This is a genomic window from Streptomyces sp. NPDC003247 (assembly GCF_042888135.1).
Taxonomy (GTDB): domain Bacteria; phylum Actinomycetota; class Actinomycetes; order Streptomycetales; family Streptomycetaceae; genus Streptomyces.
Window position 1 is genome coordinate 179,688 of record NZ_JBIAPF010000007.1, and the last position, 16,021, is coordinate 195,708.

Consider the following 16,021-nt stretch of genomic DNA (forward strand, 5'->3'; position numbering starts at 1 on the left):
CAAGGAGTGAGTTTTCAGATACTGATAGAGATCGCAAGCGATCCCAGCATCCGTCCGACCTCGTCCTGCAGCTGCCGCGCCGCCGCCGACAGCCGGTCCGCCTGGTGGGCGGGCAGGGAGATCGCCATCGTGGCCGCGGTCGTGCCCACGGTGATCGGGATCGCGGCGCAGACCGTGCCCAGCGCGTACTCCTGCCGTTCGACGACCGTCTCCATCCGGCGCACACGGGCCAGCCGCCGCATCAGGACGTGCTCGTCGCGGACCGTGTACGGGGTGATGGACTGCACCGGGTAACGGTCCAGGTGGTCGCGGCGGGAGTCCTCGTCGAGCTGGGACAGCAGGCACTGGCCGATGGCGTGCGCATGCCCCGTCTCACGGAAGTCGGCCCATTCCTCGACCGCCGGGTTGCCCGGGGTGTCGGACACGCACATGACCTCGATCTCGCCGTCGCGGTACACGGCGTAGTACACCGGAACACCGATCGAATCGCGCCAGTGGGCGAGGGTGTCGACGACCGTGCTGCGACGTTTCTGCGCCGCCCCGCTGCTGCCCAGTCGCACGGCTGACTCCCCGAGGAAGAACAGCCCCTTGTCGCGGCGCAGATAGCCCTCGTGCACGAGGGTGCGCAGCAGGTGGTACGCCGTGGGGAGCGCGAGGCCGGTCTCGCGGGCCAGCTGCTTGGCCGGAGCGCCGCAGGCGTGCTCGGCGACGGTCTCCAGCAGGCGCATCGCGCGCTGCACGGAACCGATGAGCGTGACCGTGGGATGCGGCTGCTCGGGAACGCGGCCGTTCGGCGGACGCTGGTGCGGGGACGCGGTGGAGCACGGCCGGGTGGGGGTCGCGAACGGATTCGGCGATGCGGTGTCAACCGTGGCCAAGGGTCACTCCCGGAGCGCGAGAGGGCGGACCGTGCGGGAAACACGGGAGGGGGGATACGCCGCTCGCGGGGTCGTCCCCCGCGTCGGGCTCCGGACTTTAACCCTCCGCCACCGCTCGCGGACGGGGCGTGCGGGAAACTTCCCCCGGCCGAGGGAACCGGCGAGTCCCGTTACCGGTCACCCGTCTCCCGCACCGCTCACCAGTCGCCGCGCGAGCTGGAACTCGACGTGAACTTCCTGACGACGTAGATGAGTCCGCCGACCAGCGCCACGAAGACCAGCAGCTTGAAGAGCAGGCCGATCACGAAGCCGACGACACTCGCTATCAGGCCGCCGAACACGACCAGGGCGATGACCGGCACCGCCACCCACTTCACCCACCACGGCAGTCCCGCGAAGATCTCTTGCATCTCCCTCGTCCTCATTCTCGTCCGGGCCGGTGTCCGGCTCCTGTGACGGGCCGGATCCTTATCGATGTCCTGCCGTCGATGCTAGGTCCGAAGGGTGTGCCGGCGGGGGCCTCGCATCCCTTGTCCTCCCCTGACCGGTCCCCTAGGGAACCCCGGGCCGCGCATCGGCTCAAGGGGGGAGACGATCACCCCTCGGGGGGCGAGAACACGACCAGGACGCGCAGGTCCTCGCTGATGTGGTGGAACTTGTGGGCGACCCCGGCCGGCACGTACACGACGCTGCCCCGGGCGACCTGGGTGGTCTCCAGACCGACGGTCAGGGAGGCCCGGCCGCTGACGACGAAGTACACCTCGTCCTGGTGGTGCGGGTTCTGTGGATCGTGATCCCCGGCATCGAGCGCGTACAGCCCCACCGACATGTTCCGTTCCCGCAGGAACTGCAGGTAGGCGCCGTCGTTGGCGGCTCGCTCCGCCTCCAGTTCGTCCAGCCGGAATGCCTTCATCGCCCTCGCCCACGCTCGCAGCCGATCTCTTCTGCCACGATCAGACACATGAAGAATTTCGTAGTCAAGACGATCGCCAACGCGGGTGCCCTGGCAGTCGCCCTCTGGCTGCTCGACAAGATCACCCTGACCGGTGACAGCACCGGCAAGAAGATCGGCACCCTGATACTGGTGGCGCTGCTCTTCGGAGTCGTCAACTCCCTGGTCAAGCCGGTCGTGAAGGTACTCACCTTCCCGCTCTTCATCCTCACGCTCGGCCTGATCACGCTGGTCGTCAACGCGCTGATGCTGCTGCTCACCTCGTGGCTGGCGGAGCAGCTCGACCTGAGTTTCCACGTCGAGGGATTCTGGACCGCGGTCCTCGGCGGCCTGATCATCTCCATCGTCTCCTGGGCGCTCAATGTCGTCCTTCCCGACAAGGACTGAGCCGCGATGACCTACCGCGTCTGTTTCGTCTGCACCGGCAACATCTGCCGCTCCCCGATGGCCGAGTCGGTCTTCCGCGCGCGTGTGGCGGACGCCGGCCTCCACGAGGTGGTCGAGGTCGACAGCGCCGGTACGGGCCACTGGCACGAGGGGGAGGGCGCCGACCCGCGCGCCCTGTCCGTCCTGGAGGAGAACGGCTACGCCCTGGCCCACACGGCGCGGGTGTTCGAGCGCTCCTGGTTCGCCCGCCTCGACCTGGTGATCGCCCTGGACGCCGGCCACCTCAGGGACCTGCGCCGTCTCGCGCCGACCGACGAGGACGCCCGCAAGGTGCGCCTGCTGCGGGCTTACGACCCGGCCGCGGGCGACGATCTCGACGTCCCCGACCCCTACTACGGGAGCCGGGACGGCTTCGAGGAGTGCCTGGAGATGGTGGAGCGGGCGAGCGACGGCCTGCTCGCCTCGGTCCGCAAGGACGTGGAAGGTCGCGTGGCGTGAACGATTCCGCCGAGGACGGCGTCCGCGCCGCGGGCGAGGGCACCCGCGCGGTGCGGGCGGGCCTGCCCGAGCCGGTGAAGTACGAGCCGACCCTGCCAGGTCCCGTCTTCGCCGCCCATTTCCATCTGCCGGGTGAGCCCACGGGCCCGTACACCTACGGCCGTGACGAGAACCCGACCTGGACGCATCTGGAGCGCGCCATCGGCGAGCTCGAGGCACCGGGACGGGACGGCGTCGAGACGCTCGTGTTCGCCTCCGGCATGGCCGCGATCTCGTCGGTGCTGTTCTCCGTGCTGCGCGCCGGGGACGCCGTGGTGCTGCCGAGCGACGGGTACCAGGCGCTGCCCCTGGTCGGCGCCCAGCTGGAGGCGTACGGCATCGAGGTGCGCACCGCCCCGACCGGCGGCGACGCCCAGCTCGGCGTCCTCGACGGCGCCAGGCTCCTGTGGATCGAGTCGCCGTCGAACCCCGGGCTCGACGTGTGCGACATCCGGCGGCTCGTCGAGGCGGCACACGCGCGTGGCGCCCTGGTGGCCGTCGACAACACGCTCGCGACGCCGCTCGGGCAGCGTCCGCTGGAACTCGGCGCGGACTTCTCCGTGGCCAGCGGTACCAAGCAGCTGACCGGACACGGCGATGTCCTCCTCGGGTACGTCACCGGGCACGCCGGGGAGCCGATGACGGCCGTACGGCGCTGGCGCAAGATCGTCGGGGCGATTCCGGGGCCCATGGAGGCCTGGCTCGCGCACCGGTCGATCGCGACGCTGCAGTTGCGTGTGGACCGGCAGAACACCAGTGCCCTGGCCGTCGCCGAGGCGCTGCGGGGGCGGCCCGAGGTGACCGGGCTGCGGTATCCGGGGCTGGCCGGCGATCCGTCGCACCCGGTGGCGTCGCGGCAGATGCGGCGTCACGGGTGCGTGGTCTCCTTCACGCTGCCCACGCGCGCGCGTGCCGAGCGTTTTCTGGAGGCGCTGCGGCTGGTGGACGACGCCACGAGCTTCGGCGGCGTGCGGTCGACGGCCGAGCGGCGCGGGCGCTGGGGCGGGGACGCGGTACCGGAGGGCTTCATCCGGCTCTCGGTCGGCGCCGAGGATCCCGAGGACCTGGTGGCGGATGTGCTGCGAGCGCTGGAGGAGTCGGCGCGGTGAGGGGTGCACCGAGGCCGCGGCGGTGTCCCGCTACGTAGATCGGACGGTCCGAGCCTCCCCCCTCGTGGCTCGGACCGTCCACGGTTCTGCGCGCGAAGAACCGCGCGAACAAGGCTAATTGACTCTGTGTCAGTGTCCAATCACAGTAGCGACAGAGACCTATCGACTTATTTATAGTTGGGCCCTGCCTCAGGGCCGGACGACGGGCAAAGGAAGGGGACGCGTGCCATGGATCTGGCCTTGCTGCGCACCTTCGTGACCGTGCACCGGGCCGGCTCCTTCACCCGCGCCGCCGCCCTGCTGGGCCTGTCCCAGCCTGCCGTGACCTCCCAGATCCGCACACTGGAACGACAGCTGGGACGCCCCCTGTTCCTGCGGCAGGCCCGTGGCGTCACGCCGACGACCATCGGGGACGAACTCGCCCACAAGGCCGCCCCGCATCTCGACGCCCTGGTCGAGATCGCCGAGACCGGTCTCGACGACGAGTCCTCCGTGCGCACGCTCCATCTCGCCGGGCCTCCCGAGTTCACCGCGGAGCGAGCGCTTCCCGCGCTCACCGAGCTGACCGGCGACGACGGGCAGGGGTTCGAGCTGCGCGCCTCCTTCGGAACCGCCGAGGAGGTCCTGGAGGGGCTGGCCTCGGGACACCACGACCTCGCCATCGGCACACTCCGGCCGCGCGGTGCCCTCCTCACGGCCACCCCGCTGTGCGACGAGGAGCACGTCCTCGTCGCCGCTCCGGGCCGGGCCGAGGACATCGGCGCCCGGAACCCGCGCCGTACGGGCGCGTCCGCTCTGGAGAATCTCCCCGTGGTCGAGGTCCACGAGTCGCTGCCCTTCGTCTCCCGCTACTGGGCCTCCGTCTTCGACTCGCGCCCCGCCGCCTCGGGCACCGTCATCGTCCCCGACCTGCGCGCGGTCCTCGCGTGCGCCATCGCGGGCGCCGGCCTGGCAGTGCTGCCCCGCTACCTCTGCGCGGCAGCGCTGGGCCGGGGTGACGTCGTCGCGCTGCATGAGCCCGCGGTGCCGCCGCTGCGGACGTACGTCTTGGTGGTGCGGACCGGCACGCTGGCGATGCCGCACATCGCCCGGGCCCATGACTGGCTGCTCAGGGCGGCGGCCGACTGGTGCTGAGCGGGTGGGGCAGGAACCACACGATCCGAGCTCATCCGGTGACGTTTCGTGATGTTTCACGTGGAACCAGCCGGGCCACATTTCTCCCATGACCGTCCGACCCGTGGTCAAGCGCACCGCCCGTGCCGTTCTGCTGGACGGTGACGATTTGATCCTGATCAAGCGCACCAAGCCCGGTATCGATCCCTACTGGGTCACGCCCGGGGGCGGGGTCGAACCAGAGGACACAACCGTCGTCGACGCCCTGCACCGCGAGGTGTACGAGGAGCTCGGCGCCAAGATCACCGATGTGGTGCCCTGCTTCGTCGACACCGTCGAGCACATCGGCGCGGACGGGGGCGCGACCGGAGTGAAGGTCCAGCACTTCTTCGTCTGCCGTCTGGAATCCATGGACCCGGCCCTGCGGCACGGCCCCGAGATCGACGAGCCCCTCGGCGAGTACGAGATCGTGCGCGTGCCGTTCACCCGGGTCGGCATCGCCTCCGTGCATCTCGTTCCGCTGTCGCTGCGGCACTACCTCGACGGCAATATCGAGGGCGTACGCGCGATGCACGCGCCCGATCTGGGGTGACCGCGGCCGACCTGCGGTGACGCCTGGTCCGCCGGTTCACTGCCCGGCCGCGACGAGCTCCTCCACCGAGTCGTGCCGTATGCGGTCCACCGGGATGCCGACACCGCGCAGGGCGTCCACTCCCTTGCGGATCATGCCGGGCGGGCCGGAGACGTAGGCGTCGTACTCGGTCCAGGGGCCGAAGGTCCGTATGGCGGCGGGGAGCTGGAGCAGGCCGTTCCGGTCGATCACGGTGCGCACCTCCAGCCAGGGGTAGGACTGCTTGAGCCTGAGCATCGTGTTGATGTCGTAGAGGTCGTGATCGCTGCGGGCGCCGTAGAAGACCTCCACCGGGCGGCGGGCGCCGTGCTCGGCGACGTCCTCGACCAAGGCCTTGATGGGGGCTATGCCAGTGCCACCGCCCACACAGAGCAGTCCGCTGTCCCGGGTGTGGTCGACGGTCATCGAGCCGGCCGGCGGACCCAGCCGGACGACGTCCCCGGGCCGGGCGCGGTGGACCAGCGCGTTGGAGACCCAGCCCGCCGGAACCGCCTTCACATGGAACGTCAGCAGCCCGTCGGAGCGGGGCGCCGAGGCGAAGGAGTAGTGCCTCCAGATCCGTGGCCACCACGGTGTCTCCAGGCCCGCGTACTGCCCGGCACGGAAGGGATAGGGCTGGTCGGGTCGCAGGGTGAGGACGGCGACGTCCGGGGTTCTCAGGTCGTGGGAGACGACCTCCGCGTGCCACCAGGCCGGGGCGCGCAGCTCGTCGGCGGCCGCTGCGTCGATCATGACCTGGGAGATCGTCGTGTAGGCCCGCACCCAGGCCGCTTCCGTCTCCCCGTCCCAGACGGATCCTGCGTACTTGCTCAGTGCCCCGATGAGGCATTCGCCGACGGCCGGGTAGTGCTCGGGACGCGTTCCGTACTTGCGGTGGCCTCGGCCGAGGTTCTGCAGGTAGTTCACCAGGACCGGGGTGTTGTCGATGTGCTCGACGGCGGTGAGCAGGGCTGTGAGCAGCCGGTCTCGCTGGGCGTCCATGGCGGGCGGGAAGAGCGGGCGCAGATCGGGATGGCGGACGAAGAGCAACGCGTAGAAGTACGAGGTGACCTTGTCGGCGACGGGGGCCACCTCGTCCATGGTGCGGCGGATGAGGACGGCGTCCGGGGAGGCGTTCCCGGCGGGCGCGGACCGCTGGGTGGGGACGCGGGGTCCTTCGGTGGTCGCGGACGGGACGTGCCCTCGATGCTCGACGGCTTGCTCGGGCCGGACGCCGGCAAACGCCTCGGGCGGGGAAGGAGGTGCGGGTGAGCGGGAATCCGCCGGTCGAGGGTCTTGGACGGGTATGCGGGTGCCCGGCTCGGCAGGCACGCTCTGGAGTGCCTCGTCCGCCGACGCCGCCGTGCCCCTGCTCATGGGGCGGAGCCCGGCCAGACGGCGGCCCTCGGAGGGTGCCTGCTCGCTCTCGGCAGCCGACGCCGGCTGTCTGCGCGGCGTGAACCAGCCGTCCCCGCCGCCGGACGTGCCGTTGTCGGCCGACCTGGTGGTCGGAGCGTCCATGGTGTGCCTCGCCTCGAACATCTCTAGGTCGGTCTACGCACTTGCACGATCGAAAGGTGCCTGTTTCCCCCGCAGACGGCCAACTGTTCCGTTCCGTCCTGCGACCGAGATGGCCGCGGTCCACCCGTGTCCCAGCCGCGTACGGTCGTGAAGGCGAGTGCGGCATGGGCCGCAGTCTCCCCACCGCAGCATCCCACCCCGTACGGACCCCTCGCCCGCACAACCGAGATGGCGGGTCTTCGATCTCTCCGTCCCCTCGGGCTTTCTTGCCTCGTTCTCGGCTCGTACGGAAGGGGTGTAGCGCATCTCGCCCACACCTTCGGACACGAACCGGAGTCGACCATACCGGGCGCGGCCGCGCACACAAGTCCCCCCTTGCCTCCCTTCGAAGACAGCCGGGGAACGAACCGTCAATTCCCTCAATTACCGGGCACCACAGGCCTATTCATAGGCATTCCACAGATCTTTCCTCACGGGGGAAGTCGCGGTCGGGCCGATGCATGCCGCCGGTCGACCCCCTGCAAACGGTCACTCCACGAGCGAGTCCCTGTCCGAGATCTGTGGAGCGGCGTTTCACGTGAAACGCCTACTGGTCCGACGTCGCCGGGGAGCGGGTCACGACATGGCCAAAAGCACGGCTTCCACCGACGAAAGAGGTGGACGCCGAGGGCACCGGTCGGACAGCCTGACCTGCGTGTCGACACCTCTTCCCCCCTCTCTTCCCGTCCGCCGTCTGACGCACCGCGACCTCACCGCCTGCGCCGACTTGTCAGAGGACCGGGGGTGGCCGCGCGAGGAACACAAGTGGGGCCTCCTCCTCAGCGCCGGGAAGGGATACGGCGTCGACGACCCCGGCGGAGGCCTCCTCAGTGCCTGCGTCGTCACGGAGTACGGCCCGCACGGACGTCCTGCTCTCGGCGCCATCGGCATGGTGCTGGTCGCCGAGCGGTACGCCCGTCAGGGCGTCGGACGACGCCTGATGCGGCACGTCGTCTCCGAGATGGGCGCCACCCCGCTGACCCTACACGCCACCCCGAACGGCCGTCCGCTCTACGAGGAGCTGGGGTTCAAAGCCACCGGACGTGCCGAGATGGTGCTCGGGCACTTCACACCCGAGGGTCAGGAGCCCGGTGTCCTCACCCGTGCGGCCACGGCCGAGGACCTCACCACCATCCTCCGGCTCGACGAGGAGGTGTTCGGCGCCGACCGCACTCTCGTGATCGCGCGGCTGCCCGCCTTCGCCGACCAGATGCGGGTCGCCGAGGACAACGGCCGGATCATCGGCTACGCGGCCGCCTGGCCCAACATGGACACCCATGTGGTGGGACCGCTCATCGCGCGGGACACGAAGACGGCCAAGGCGCTCGTCACCTCGCTCGCCGCTCACACGGACCGGCCCCTGCGCACGGACATCGACGTGCGGCACACGGATCTGCTGGCCTGGCTGAAGGAGCGGGGTCTGCGGTCGGTCGCCTTCAACACCGTCATGACCTACGGGACCACGGAGTTGCCGGGTGACTGGAGTCGACGGTTCGCCCCGCTGACGGTGGCGGCCGGATAGCACCCCCGCGCACACGAAGAACGCCGGCTTCCCGTCGCGGTGGGAAGCCGGCGTTCTCCGTGTGCGCCGCGCGGAACAGGGCCGTCAGGCGAGGGCCTCCACGGCAGCGGCGGCAAAGCCGTGATCCTGCTCGGGTGCGCCGCCGCCGACCCCGATCGCGCCGACGAGTCGGCCGTCTCGGTGGACCGGTACGCCGCCGGCGATGAACAGCAGCGGCCGGTCGAGTGCGGTGGGCAGGGTGTGGAAGAGGCCACCGGGCTGCACGGCGTCGACGAGGTCGGCGGTCGCCGTGTCCAACTGGAGCGCCGTGTAGGCCTTGCGGGTGCTCGTTTCACCGGAGATCAGCACGGCGCGGTCGTCGCGGCGGAAGGCCAGCAGATGGCCGCCCGCGTCCAGGACGGTCACGCTGACGGTGGCCCCGGCGGCCTCGGCGGCGCGGCGGGCGGCCTCGACGAGGACCTCGGCGTCGCGGATGGTCAAGGGGGCGACGGTGGTGGTGCTCACGGAAAGGTTCTCCTTGCGGGGGTTTCCCGGGACGGGACGGACCGGGGGCGCGGCAGCGGCCTCGGCCCGCACGCCGGGCGGTTCAGTGATGGACGGCGGCCGGCCTCTCGGCGGGGGCGGAACCCGTGACGACGGCGCTCGGGGCGTCGTCACGGCGCTCCAGCGCGGCCGAGACGACGGCGAGGAGCAGGGCGGCCGTGGCGAGGGCGGCACCGACCCAGTTGGGGGCGGTGTAGCCCAGACCGGCGGTGATGACCAGGCCGCCCAGCCAGGCGGACAGGGCGTTGCCCAGGTTGAAGGCACCGATGTTGACCGCCGAGGCGAGTGTCGGAGCGCCGTGCGCCTGGTCGAGGACCCGCTTCTGCAGCGGCGGGACGGTCGCGAAGCCCAGGGCGCCGATCAGAGCGATCGTGACGGCCGCGAGGGCCTGATGATGGGCGGTGAGGGTGAAGAGGGCCAGGACGACCGCCAAGGCGCCCAGGGAGACGTACAGCAGAGGCATCAGGGCGCGGTCGGCGTACCTGCCGCCGACGAGGTTGCCGCCGACCATGCCGAGGCCGAAGAGGACCAGCAGCCAGGTGACGGAGCCGTCGGAAAAGCCGGCCACGTGGGTCATCATCGGCGCGATGTAGGTGATGGCCGCGAAGACCCCACCGAATCCCAGGACGGTCATCGCCATGGCGAGCAGGACCTGGGCGTTCTTGAACGCGGCCAGTTCGTGGCGCAGGTGCACACCCTCGGGCCGGGGCATCTCGGGGACCAGCCTGGCGATGCCGACGAGGCCGATCACGCCGAGGGCGGCGACGATGCCGAAGGTGACGCGCCAGCCGACGCTCTGCCCGACGAGGGTGCCCAGCGGGACGCCCACGACGTTGGCGACGGTGAGGCCGGTGAACATCATGGCGATGGCGCCGGCCTTCTTGTCCGGCGCGACCAGGTCGGCCGCGACGACGGAGCCGATGCCGAAGAAGGCGCCGTGCGCGAGCGAGGCGACCATGCGGCCGATCAGCATGACGGAGAAGGACGGGGCGACGGCGGACAGCAGGTTGCCGACGACGAACAGTCCCATGAGGACCATCAGCATCCGCTTGCGGGACATCTTGGTGCCAAGAACGGTCATCAGCGGGGCGCCGAACATGACACCGAGCGCGTAGCCGGTCACGAGGAAGCCCGCCGTGGGGATGGAGACCCCGAAGTCGCCCGCGACCTCGGGCAGCAAGCCCATGATCACGAACTCGGTGGTGCCGATGCCGAAGGCCCCGATCGCGAGGGCCAGGAGCGCGAGAGGCATGGTGGGGTACACCCTCCAGAAGGTTGCAGGTGCGCTTTGCGTGCGTCCACAATAGTTGCATGCGCTGGCTACATGCAATCGCCGACAATTGCGGAGGTGCTCTATCCTGGGAGTCAAGTCGCTCCGGGACGGAGGAAGAGGACCCATGACCGCGACGGACCCCGCCCTCACCGCCCTCGCCCAGGGCTGGTGCGCCCTCTCCCTGCTGCACGGGAGGATCGAGGCCCACATCGAACGCGCGCTGCAGGCCCGGCACGACCTGAGCGTGCGCGAGTACTCCCTGCTCGACGTGCTCAGCCGCCAGCACGACGGGGACGGCGGCCACCTCCAGATGAAGCAGGTCGCCGACGCGGTGGTCCTGAGCCAGAGCGCCACCACCCGGCTGGTCTCCCGGCTCGAGGACAGGGGGCTGCTCGAGCGCTATCTGTGCCCCACCGACCGCCGTGGCATCTACACCAATGTCACCGAGGCCGGTCTGAAGCTGCTCGGGGAGGCCCGCCCGACCAACGACGCGGCACTGCGTGAGGCCCTCGACGAAGCGGCGAAGACCCCGGAGCTGGCTCCGCTGGTACGGGTCGTGGAATCACTGAAGGCTCCCGCCGCCCTCTAGCCAAGGTTCAGCCATGGAAGATCTTGAGATACGCGCCGTGGTCGCCGACGACCTCCCCGCGATCGTCGGCATGCTCGCGGACGACCCGCTGGGTGCGCTGCGGGAGTCTCCGGACGACCTCGCGCCGTATCTGGTGGCTCTCGAACGGCTCAGCGCCGACCCGAACCAGCGGCTGGTCGTCGCCGTCCGCGACGGACGCGTCGTCGGCACCCTCCAGCTGACGATCGTGCCCGGCCTGTCCCGGCGCGGGGCGACCAGGTCGATCATCGAAGGCGTGCGCGTCCACGCCGACGAGCGGGGCAGCGGTCTCGGCACGCGTCTCATCGAATGGGCCATCGAGGAGTCCCGGCGCGCGCAATGCCAGTTGGTGCAGTTGACCTCCGACAACACGCGCACCGAGGCCCACCGCTTCTACGAGAGGCTGGGGTTCCAGGCCTCGCACGCGGGGTTCAAGCTTCAGCTCTGACAGACCTTCCCGTGGCGGTCCACGGCTCCGCAGGGAACGCGGCTCTGTTTCACGTGGAACAGAGCCGCGGATCCTCAGTCCCGAAGAGTCACGGAGCCGCAGAGCCCGCTCAGTGGCGGCTAGCCGATTCCCCGCCAGCCGTCCGGGTCCACGCCACCGGGCACATCGGTCCGGTCGTCGTAGGGCCGGCGCGTGAAGACGAAGGACCCGAGGTCCAGATGGTCCACCGTGCCGTCCGGGCGCCGCACGGCCCGAAGGGTCTCCCCGGCGAAGTACCCTTCCAGCCCCTTCCAGGTCCCCTCACCGTCCTGTCGGAACCGTGAACGCCGTCCCCCGCCCGTGAGCGGCCCCAGGGAGAGGAGTCCGTCGGCCGTGAGGCGCAGGGCGAAGGGCGTGGTACCCCAGTACCACTGGCCCGCCAGTTCGAGGACGGAAGGATCGACCTCCCGCAGCGGCCGCCAGGGCTCGGGAATCCTCGGCTCGGCCTCCGACACGATGCGTACGAGATCCGAGGCGACCGAGGACACCGCCGGGCCGGAGGTGCAGTTGGTGAGCACCACCGCTGCGACGTCGTCCGCCACGCTCAGCATGAGGCTCGCCAGGAATCCCGGCACCGATCCCGAGTGGCCGACGAGGAGCCGCCCGTCCTGGTTCTCGATCCGCAGCCCCAGCCCGTAGCCGCTGCCGTCCACTTGGTCCGTGAGCTCTGCCGGCGCCGCGGGCGTCCGCATCTCCCGAAGGCTCTCGGCACCCAGGACCCGGTCGTCCCCGCGGACGAGGAAAGCGGCGAAACGCGCCAGATCGCCGGTCGTCGACCAGAGTTGACCGGCCGCGGCCATCCGCCCGAAGTCCTCCAGCGGCTCGGGCAGCATCGCATCGGCCCACGGGTGCACCGCCCAGCCACCCGCATGCGGATGCTCGGGCCGAATGCCGGTACGGCTCAGGCCCAGGGGTTCGAGCACTTCCCGCCGCAGCACCTCGTGCCAGGGCGCTGTGCGGATCTGCTCGACGAGGGCGCCCAGCAGGCCGTAGCCGGGGTTGGAGTAGTGGAACCGGCGACCCGCCGGATGCAGGAGAGGCTGATCGACGAGGACATCGGCGAGTTCCGGACGCAGCGTGCCCGGCGTCCGCTCCCACCACGGCCCGGGCGTCTCGGCCGCCAGTCCCCCGGTGTGTGCGAGGAGTTGCGCGATGGTGGCCTCCCCCGCGCCGGTGCCCGGCAGGTGTTTCTCCAGCGGATCCTCGAGGTCGAGCGCTCCCTCGTCACGCAGCCGCAGCACGAGAACGGCCGTGAAGGTCTTGGTGATCGAACCGATCCGGTACTGCACGGTCTCGTCGGGTCCGTGTCCGTCGATCGAGGTCCGCGCCCCGTGCCAGACCGCCCGCCCGTCCCGGACGACGGCGGCGACGAGCGACGGTGTCCGCCCCTCGGCCTGGGCCACGGCGATGCGGTGCGCCAGCGCACGCCGGGTGCCGGGGAGCAGCTCCTCCTGAAATGTGGTCATGGCCCCAGTGCACCCGGACGGGACGCGGACGTCGAGTTCATTTCGTCCCCGGTGTAGGTTCTCACTTTCGGTGTCAGGCGCCGACGCTATGACCTGGACGTTCCCCTCCAGTCTCACGACGTGTCGGCAGGCGGCCGTCTCAGATCGGTGTCATTTCCTCAGACTGTCCAGCCGGCTGCGCCGGACCTCATGAACCTGCATCGGCGGCCGTCCGTTCCATCCACTCCCGCACCTTCACTGCTTGCTCGATGCGGTTGACGATGTCCTTCTTGGACGCCGTGTCCAAGGTCTCCGGGATCTTGTCGAAGGTGTCGGGAAGAACGTCGAGCAGACCCCAGATCTGTTCGCCGGTGTTGACGGTCAGCAGTTTCTGGCACCTCCACTGCAGCGGCATCTCGGGACGGTGCGTGAGCCGCTGCACGAGCGTCGGGAACAGGTAATGCGTCGCTTCTGCTGCGAGGTGCTCTCGTAGCCAGTCGACCGGGAGCCGCTGGCTGAAGCCATGCATGGCGGCCTCCTGGGCCAGGCACAGGAGCTGAGCGGTGTCGACGGCTCGGACGGTACGGGGAAGGGTCGGGGTCATGTCGCGATGATGCCAAGAAGCCAGTGCTGCGCCGAGAGGTCAGCTGGGCCGTGATGCGATCTGCTGACGGGCAGGGCCCCAGACGTCCTCAAACTCCTCGAAGGTGAGTTGTTCGGGGTCGTGGCCTTCCCATTCCAAGACGGGCAGCTCGGCGGTGATCCCGAATCTGCTGTCGTAATCACCGAGGCGGCCTGCGTCGCGGGCCCGCTGCCACTCGGCGAGGGAAGCAGCCGCGATCGGGATCAGCTCTGGCCCTTCGAGTTCGACCTGCCGGATCACCCAGCCTTCGGCGTCGACCTCGAAGTAGAACCAGGTGTCTTCCTCGTCCCAGTAGCAGCGCATCCAGGTGGTCACCGGGCCATGATGCCGGGCCAGATGCGCCGCCGTACTCCGCTCTACCTCATGACTGGGCGATGAATCCTGCCGATCGGTCGAGCTGGAAAGGAGAGCCGACCCGGGTTGGATCCCAGCCTTGATCCCGTGCCTCTCGAATGCTGGCAGCAACGTGAGCCGGACGAATGGGATCCGTCTCGACGCCCACCCAGTTGCTGGGATGGGCCTGACCGCTGGTGACGATCAACGTCGTGCCCGGCTCTCTGCCGCTGGCCGCCTCAACCGCATAGGTCATCGGTGACCAGCAGAGGCCCTGCATGTAGGAGGGCTTCCTGCGGATCCGCCAGCGGTACTCGATCCCGTCAACGGTTATGCGCCGGGAACCCTTCTTGTTCAGCGCCATCTTCGCCTCCTGCGCCGTTGGACTCTGATGTGTCGCCGCGGTCGCGAAAAGCAGGTTGCACGCGAACGTACCGAACGTTATCGCCGACAAGCACCTTCGGGACTACGGATGGGTTGATCAGCCCATAAGTTGGTGTCAGTGCCGAGCGACCCGGCGCATCGCACCCGCCCCGGGCGCACTCACCGCGATCGGAGAGCACCGTGAAGAACAGGGCATTGTGGCGTGTAGTTGACAACGAGAGTGGTAGCCAGTCCATCGTCAGCACGCCCTCCGAGGCGGTCGCGTTCGTCAACAGCCGGTTCGACACCGATGACGACGACGAGCCGTTCAGCATCACCGAGGTCGGTCCTCTCCTTCCGAAGCCGCTCGGGGTCATCACCGCATGGGCCGCCGAGAAGGACGGCGAGCGAACCGACGGGCGTACTGCCCCGATCACCATCAGGCCGGTTGTGACGGACAACGCCAGCGAGTGCGATGACGTCGTGCTCTGGGGCGACGTGTACGTCTCCTGGGACCACGACATGTACACCGTCGAGGAGCCGGACAGCTCCGAGTACAGCGAGGCTTACAGCGCAGCCGAGTTGAGTGCGATCCTCGACGAGTACGCCGACGACTATGAGTACGCGCCTGAAGGGCCTGAAGGGCCCGACAGCCACAGGTGGCCGAAACCGGAAGAGTTGATCACCTACGGCGCCCAGGAGTGTGCCAAGCGGTTCGGGCACCTCGACGACGACGCCCTGCTGTGGCTCGCTGCCACCCGCATCACGCTCGCCGTGTGGCGCAACACACCCGTCGAGAACTGGCATGCCGGGAAGAGTCCGCTCCACGACGGCACAATGATGCGGATCAACACGGCAACCACCCGACTCGTGCGCTCGATGCTGTCGTTCGACCATGTCGACTGGATCGGTCTCGGTCTCGCGATCGTCAACCCGTCCCGGGTTCTACCGACAGGGCAGTCCGTACTCGAGCTCGGGCTGGCCTGCCACAACCCTGACGACCCGGCGCACGAGGTTGATCCGCGAGAAGAACTCGCGGAGATGGCGCAGGTCGCAATCTCATGGGGGCGAAGGTACTGCCTTCACGAGAAGGAGTTCGGCCTGCGAACGCTGATCGAATCCTTCTGTGCGTCCGACAACGGCTGGTTCGGAGGACCGAGTTGGGGGCGCATCGTCGATCGGTTCCTTACGGCTGTCGACGACCGGGAGAATGCGCACTGGCACATATACCAGGACAAGCCTTTGTTCAACGAGTGGTTCACCAACCGGCCGGCCGACATTGCGGACACCACGGAATTTCGTCGGCTGCTCCTTGCCGGGCCCGACCTGCTTTCCGAGGAGGCCGCCGAATGGTGCGTGGATGGTGCCATCGGCTACGTCTGCCAGGACGACCACGCGAACGACTGCTGGCGGTGCGGTATCCCACTGGCAACGGAGTCCCCCAACGAGTGAATGTGTGCACCAGCATAGAAAAGCAGCAATCCACTGACCGCACTCTCTCCCGCCTACTCGGCGGCCTCCCCTGCTTGGGGAGCCAGTCGCGGCTCCACTGACTGGAGATGTGCGGGTGCTTCTGACGGATCTGTGGCAGCAACGATGGCCCGGCTGCCCGCCGGTCGGCCACAAGCTCCGTGAGCCCTACAGGAATGTCTGGGTCCG

General features: G+C 69.3%; 19 protein-coding genes. 9 read left to right on the forward strand and 10 right to left on the reverse strand.

Annotated elements, in window-relative coordinates:
* Window positions 1-14 precede the first annotated feature (14 nt).
* The 3 genes from ACFYWQ_RS24280 to ACFYWQ_RS24290 form a co-directional block, all read right to left on the reverse strand.
* On the reverse strand, window positions 15-878 hold the full coding sequence (locus tag ACFYWQ_RS24280) for an IclR family transcriptional regulator (protein ID WP_389518956.1): 864 nt from the start codon (window positions 876-878) through the stop codon (window positions 15-17).
* 197 nt (window positions 879-1,075) lie between these two features.
* Window positions 1,076-1,288 (reverse strand): DUF5326 family protein, encoded by a 213-nt coding sequence (locus tag ACFYWQ_RS24285; RefSeq protein WP_389518957.1) that lies wholly within the window; start codon window positions 1,286-1,288, stop codon window positions 1,076-1,078.
* Between the two features lie 185 nt (window positions 1,289-1,473).
* Window positions 1,474-1,791, reverse strand: coding sequence for a cupin domain-containing protein (locus tag ACFYWQ_RS24290; RefSeq protein WP_389518958.1), 318 nt, complete (start codon window positions 1,789-1,791; stop codon window positions 1,474-1,476).
* A 48-nt stretch (window positions 1,792-1,839) separates the two neighbouring features.
* On the opposite strand from ACFYWQ_RS24290, the gene ACFYWQ_RS24295 reads away from it, so the two are divergent.
* The 5 genes from ACFYWQ_RS24295 to ACFYWQ_RS24315 all read left to right on the forward strand — a co-directional run bounded on the left by ACFYWQ_RS24295 (window position 1,840) and on the right by ACFYWQ_RS24315 (window position 5,568).
* Window positions 1,840-2,217: a phage holin family protein gene (locus ACFYWQ_RS24295; protein ID WP_389518959.1), complete on the forward strand. Its 378-nt coding sequence runs from the start codon at window positions 1,840-1,842 to the stop codon at window positions 2,215-2,217.
* Window positions 2,218-2,223: 6 nt separating this feature from the next.
* The gene (locus ACFYWQ_RS24300; RefSeq protein ID WP_389518960.1) at window positions 2,224-2,715 is read left to right on the forward strand and encodes a low molecular weight protein-tyrosine-phosphatase; all 492 of its coding nucleotides are present in this window, start codon (window positions 2,224-2,226) and stop codon (window positions 2,713-2,715) included.
* Window positions 2,712-3,863, forward strand: coding sequence for a cystathionine gamma-lyase (locus tag ACFYWQ_RS24305; protein WP_389518961.1), 1,152 nt, complete (start codon window positions 2,712-2,714; stop codon window positions 3,861-3,863). Before ACFYWQ_RS24300 ends, ACFYWQ_RS24305 begins: the two co-directional genes overlap by 4 nt.
* A 228-nt stretch (window positions 3,864-4,091) precedes the next feature.
* Window positions 4,092-4,997: a LysR family transcriptional regulator gene (locus tag ACFYWQ_RS24310; protein ID WP_389518962.1), complete on the forward strand. Its 906-nt coding sequence runs from the start codon at window positions 4,092-4,094 to the stop codon at window positions 4,995-4,997.
* An 88-nt stretch (window positions 4,998-5,085) separates the two neighbouring features.
* A complete protein-coding gene (locus ACFYWQ_RS24315) occupies window positions 5,086-5,568 on the forward strand; it encodes an NUDIX domain-containing protein (protein WP_389518963.1) in 483 nt (160 codons plus the stop codon).
* 36 nt (window positions 5,569-5,604) lie between these two features.
* On the opposite strand, the gene ACFYWQ_RS24320 is transcribed toward ACFYWQ_RS24315, so the two are convergent.
* A complete protein-coding gene (locus tag ACFYWQ_RS24320; RefSeq protein ID WP_389518964.1) occupies window positions 5,605-7,107 on the reverse strand; it encodes a globin domain-containing protein in 1,503 nt (500 codons plus the stop codon).
* A 694-nt stretch (window positions 7,108-7,801) separates the two neighbouring features.
* On the opposite strand from ACFYWQ_RS24320, the gene ACFYWQ_RS24325 reads away from it, so the two are divergent.
* Complete coding sequence (locus tag ACFYWQ_RS24325; RefSeq protein WP_389518965.1) at window positions 7,802-8,668, forward strand: GNAT family N-acetyltransferase; 867 nt, start codon at window positions 7,802-7,804, stop codon at window positions 8,666-8,668.
* Window positions 8,669-8,752: 84 nt separating this feature from the next.
* Here ACFYWQ_RS24325 and ACFYWQ_RS24330 read toward each other — a convergent pair whose 3' ends face one another.
* The gene (locus ACFYWQ_RS24330; RefSeq protein ID WP_389518966.1) at window positions 8,753-9,172 is read right to left on the reverse strand and encodes a heme-binding protein; all 420 of its coding nucleotides are present in this window, start codon (window positions 9,170-9,172) and stop codon (window positions 8,753-8,755) included.
* An 82-nt stretch (window positions 9,173-9,254) separates the two neighbouring features.
* Entirely contained in the window at window positions 9,255-10,463 is a 1,209-nt protein-coding gene (locus ACFYWQ_RS24335) for an MFS transporter (RefSeq protein WP_389518967.1), read from the reverse strand.
* 145 nt (window positions 10,464-10,608) lie between these two features.
* On the opposite strand from ACFYWQ_RS24335, the gene ACFYWQ_RS24340 reads away from it, so the two are divergent.
* Together ACFYWQ_RS24340 and ACFYWQ_RS24345 are read left to right on the forward strand one after the other, a co-directional pair.
* Window positions 10,609-11,073 (forward strand): MarR family winged helix-turn-helix transcriptional regulator, encoded by a 465-nt coding sequence (locus ACFYWQ_RS24340; protein ID WP_389518968.1) that lies wholly within the window; start codon window positions 10,609-10,611, stop codon window positions 11,071-11,073.
* A gap of 13 nt (window positions 11,074-11,086) precedes the next feature.
* On the forward strand, window positions 11,087-11,539 hold the full coding sequence (locus tag ACFYWQ_RS24345) for a GNAT family N-acetyltransferase (protein WP_389518969.1): 453 nt from the start codon (window positions 11,087-11,089) through the stop codon (window positions 11,537-11,539).
* A gap of 119 nt (window positions 11,540-11,658) precedes the next feature.
* Here the strand turns inward: ACFYWQ_RS24345 and ACFYWQ_RS24350 are convergent, their stop codons facing one another.
* From ACFYWQ_RS24350 to ACFYWQ_RS24365, 4 genes are all read right to left on the reverse strand, one after another.
* Complete coding sequence (locus ACFYWQ_RS24350) at window positions 11,659-13,044, reverse strand: serine hydrolase domain-containing protein (protein WP_389518970.1); 1,386 nt, start codon at window positions 13,042-13,044, stop codon at window positions 11,659-11,661.
* A gap of 187 nt (window positions 13,045-13,231) precedes the next feature.
* A complete protein-coding gene (locus ACFYWQ_RS24355; RefSeq protein ID WP_389518971.1) occupies window positions 13,232-13,627 on the reverse strand; it encodes a hypothetical protein in 396 nt (131 codons plus the stop codon).
* Window positions 13,628-13,666: 39 nt separating this feature from the next.
* Window positions 13,667-13,969: a hypothetical protein gene (locus ACFYWQ_RS24360; protein WP_389519390.1), complete on the reverse strand. Its 303-nt coding sequence runs from the start codon at window positions 13,967-13,969 to the stop codon at window positions 13,667-13,669.
* Between the two features lie 58 nt (window positions 13,970-14,027).
* The gene (locus tag ACFYWQ_RS24365) at window positions 14,028-14,363 is read right to left on the reverse strand and encodes a hypothetical protein (protein WP_389518972.1); all 336 of its coding nucleotides are present in this window, start codon (window positions 14,361-14,363) and stop codon (window positions 14,028-14,030) included.
* 200 nt (window positions 14,364-14,563) lie between these two features.
* Between ACFYWQ_RS24365 and ACFYWQ_RS24370 the strand changes: the two genes are divergently transcribed.
* Complete coding sequence (locus tag ACFYWQ_RS24370) at window positions 14,564-15,814, forward strand: hypothetical protein (RefSeq protein WP_389518973.1); 1,251 nt, start codon at window positions 14,564-14,566, stop codon at window positions 15,812-15,814.
* Window positions 15,815-16,021: the final 207 nt, after the last annotated feature.

What these genes read in the sequence shown, in the direction of transcription:
- ACFYWQ_RS24285 (WP_389518957.1), bottom strand. Translation starts at nt 1,288, where the DNA reads ATGCAAGAGATCTTCGCGGGACTGCCGTGGTGGGTGAAGTGGGTGGCG.
- ACFYWQ_RS24290 (WP_389518958.1), bottom strand. Translation starts at nt 1,791, where the DNA reads ATGAAGGCATTCCGGCTGGACGAACTGGAGGCGGAGCGAGCCGCCAAC.
- ACFYWQ_RS24295 (WP_389518959.1), top strand. Translation starts at nt 1,840, where the DNA reads ATGAAGAATTTCGTAGTCAAGACGATCGCCAACGCGGGTGCCCTGGCA.
- ACFYWQ_RS24300 (WP_389518960.1), top strand. Translation starts at nt 2,224, where the DNA reads ATGACCTACCGCGTCTGTTTCGTCTGCACCGGCAACATCTGCCGCTCC.
- ACFYWQ_RS24310 (WP_389518962.1), top strand. Translation starts at nt 4,092, where the DNA reads ATGGATCTGGCCTTGCTGCGCACCTTCGTGACCGTGCACCGGGCCGGC.
- ACFYWQ_RS24315 (WP_389518963.1), top strand. Translation starts at nt 5,086, where the DNA reads ATGACCGTCCGACCCGTGGTCAAGCGCACCGCCCGTGCCGTTCTGCTG.
- ACFYWQ_RS24320 (WP_389518964.1), bottom strand. Translation starts at nt 7,107, where the DNA reads ATGGACGCTCCGACCACCAGGTCGGCCGACAACGGCACGTCCGGCGGC.
- ACFYWQ_RS24335 (WP_389518967.1), bottom strand. Translation starts at nt 10,463, where the DNA reads ATGCCTCTCGCGCTCCTGGCCCTCGCGATCGGGGCCTTCGGCATCGGC.
- ACFYWQ_RS24340 (WP_389518968.1), top strand. Translation starts at nt 10,609, where the DNA reads ATGACCGCGACGGACCCCGCCCTCACCGCCCTCGCCCAGGGCTGGTGC.
- ACFYWQ_RS24345 (WP_389518969.1), top strand. Translation starts at nt 11,087, where the DNA reads ATGGAAGATCTTGAGATACGCGCCGTGGTCGCCGACGACCTCCCCGCG.
- ACFYWQ_RS24350 (WP_389518970.1), bottom strand. Translation starts at nt 13,044, where the DNA reads ATGACCACATTTCAGGAGGAGCTGCTCCCCGGCACCCGGCGTGCGCTG.
- ACFYWQ_RS24355 (WP_389518971.1), bottom strand. Translation starts at nt 13,627, where the DNA reads ATGACCCCGACCCTTCCCCGTACCGTCCGAGCCGTCGACACCGCTCAG.
- ACFYWQ_RS24360 (WP_389519390.1), bottom strand. Translation starts at nt 13,969, where the DNA reads ATGCGCTGCTACTGGGACGAGGAAGACACCTGGTTCTACTTCGAGGTC.
- ACFYWQ_RS24365 (WP_389518972.1), bottom strand. Translation starts at nt 14,363, where the DNA reads ATGGCGCTGAACAAGAAGGGTTCCCGGCGCATAACCGTTGACGGGATC.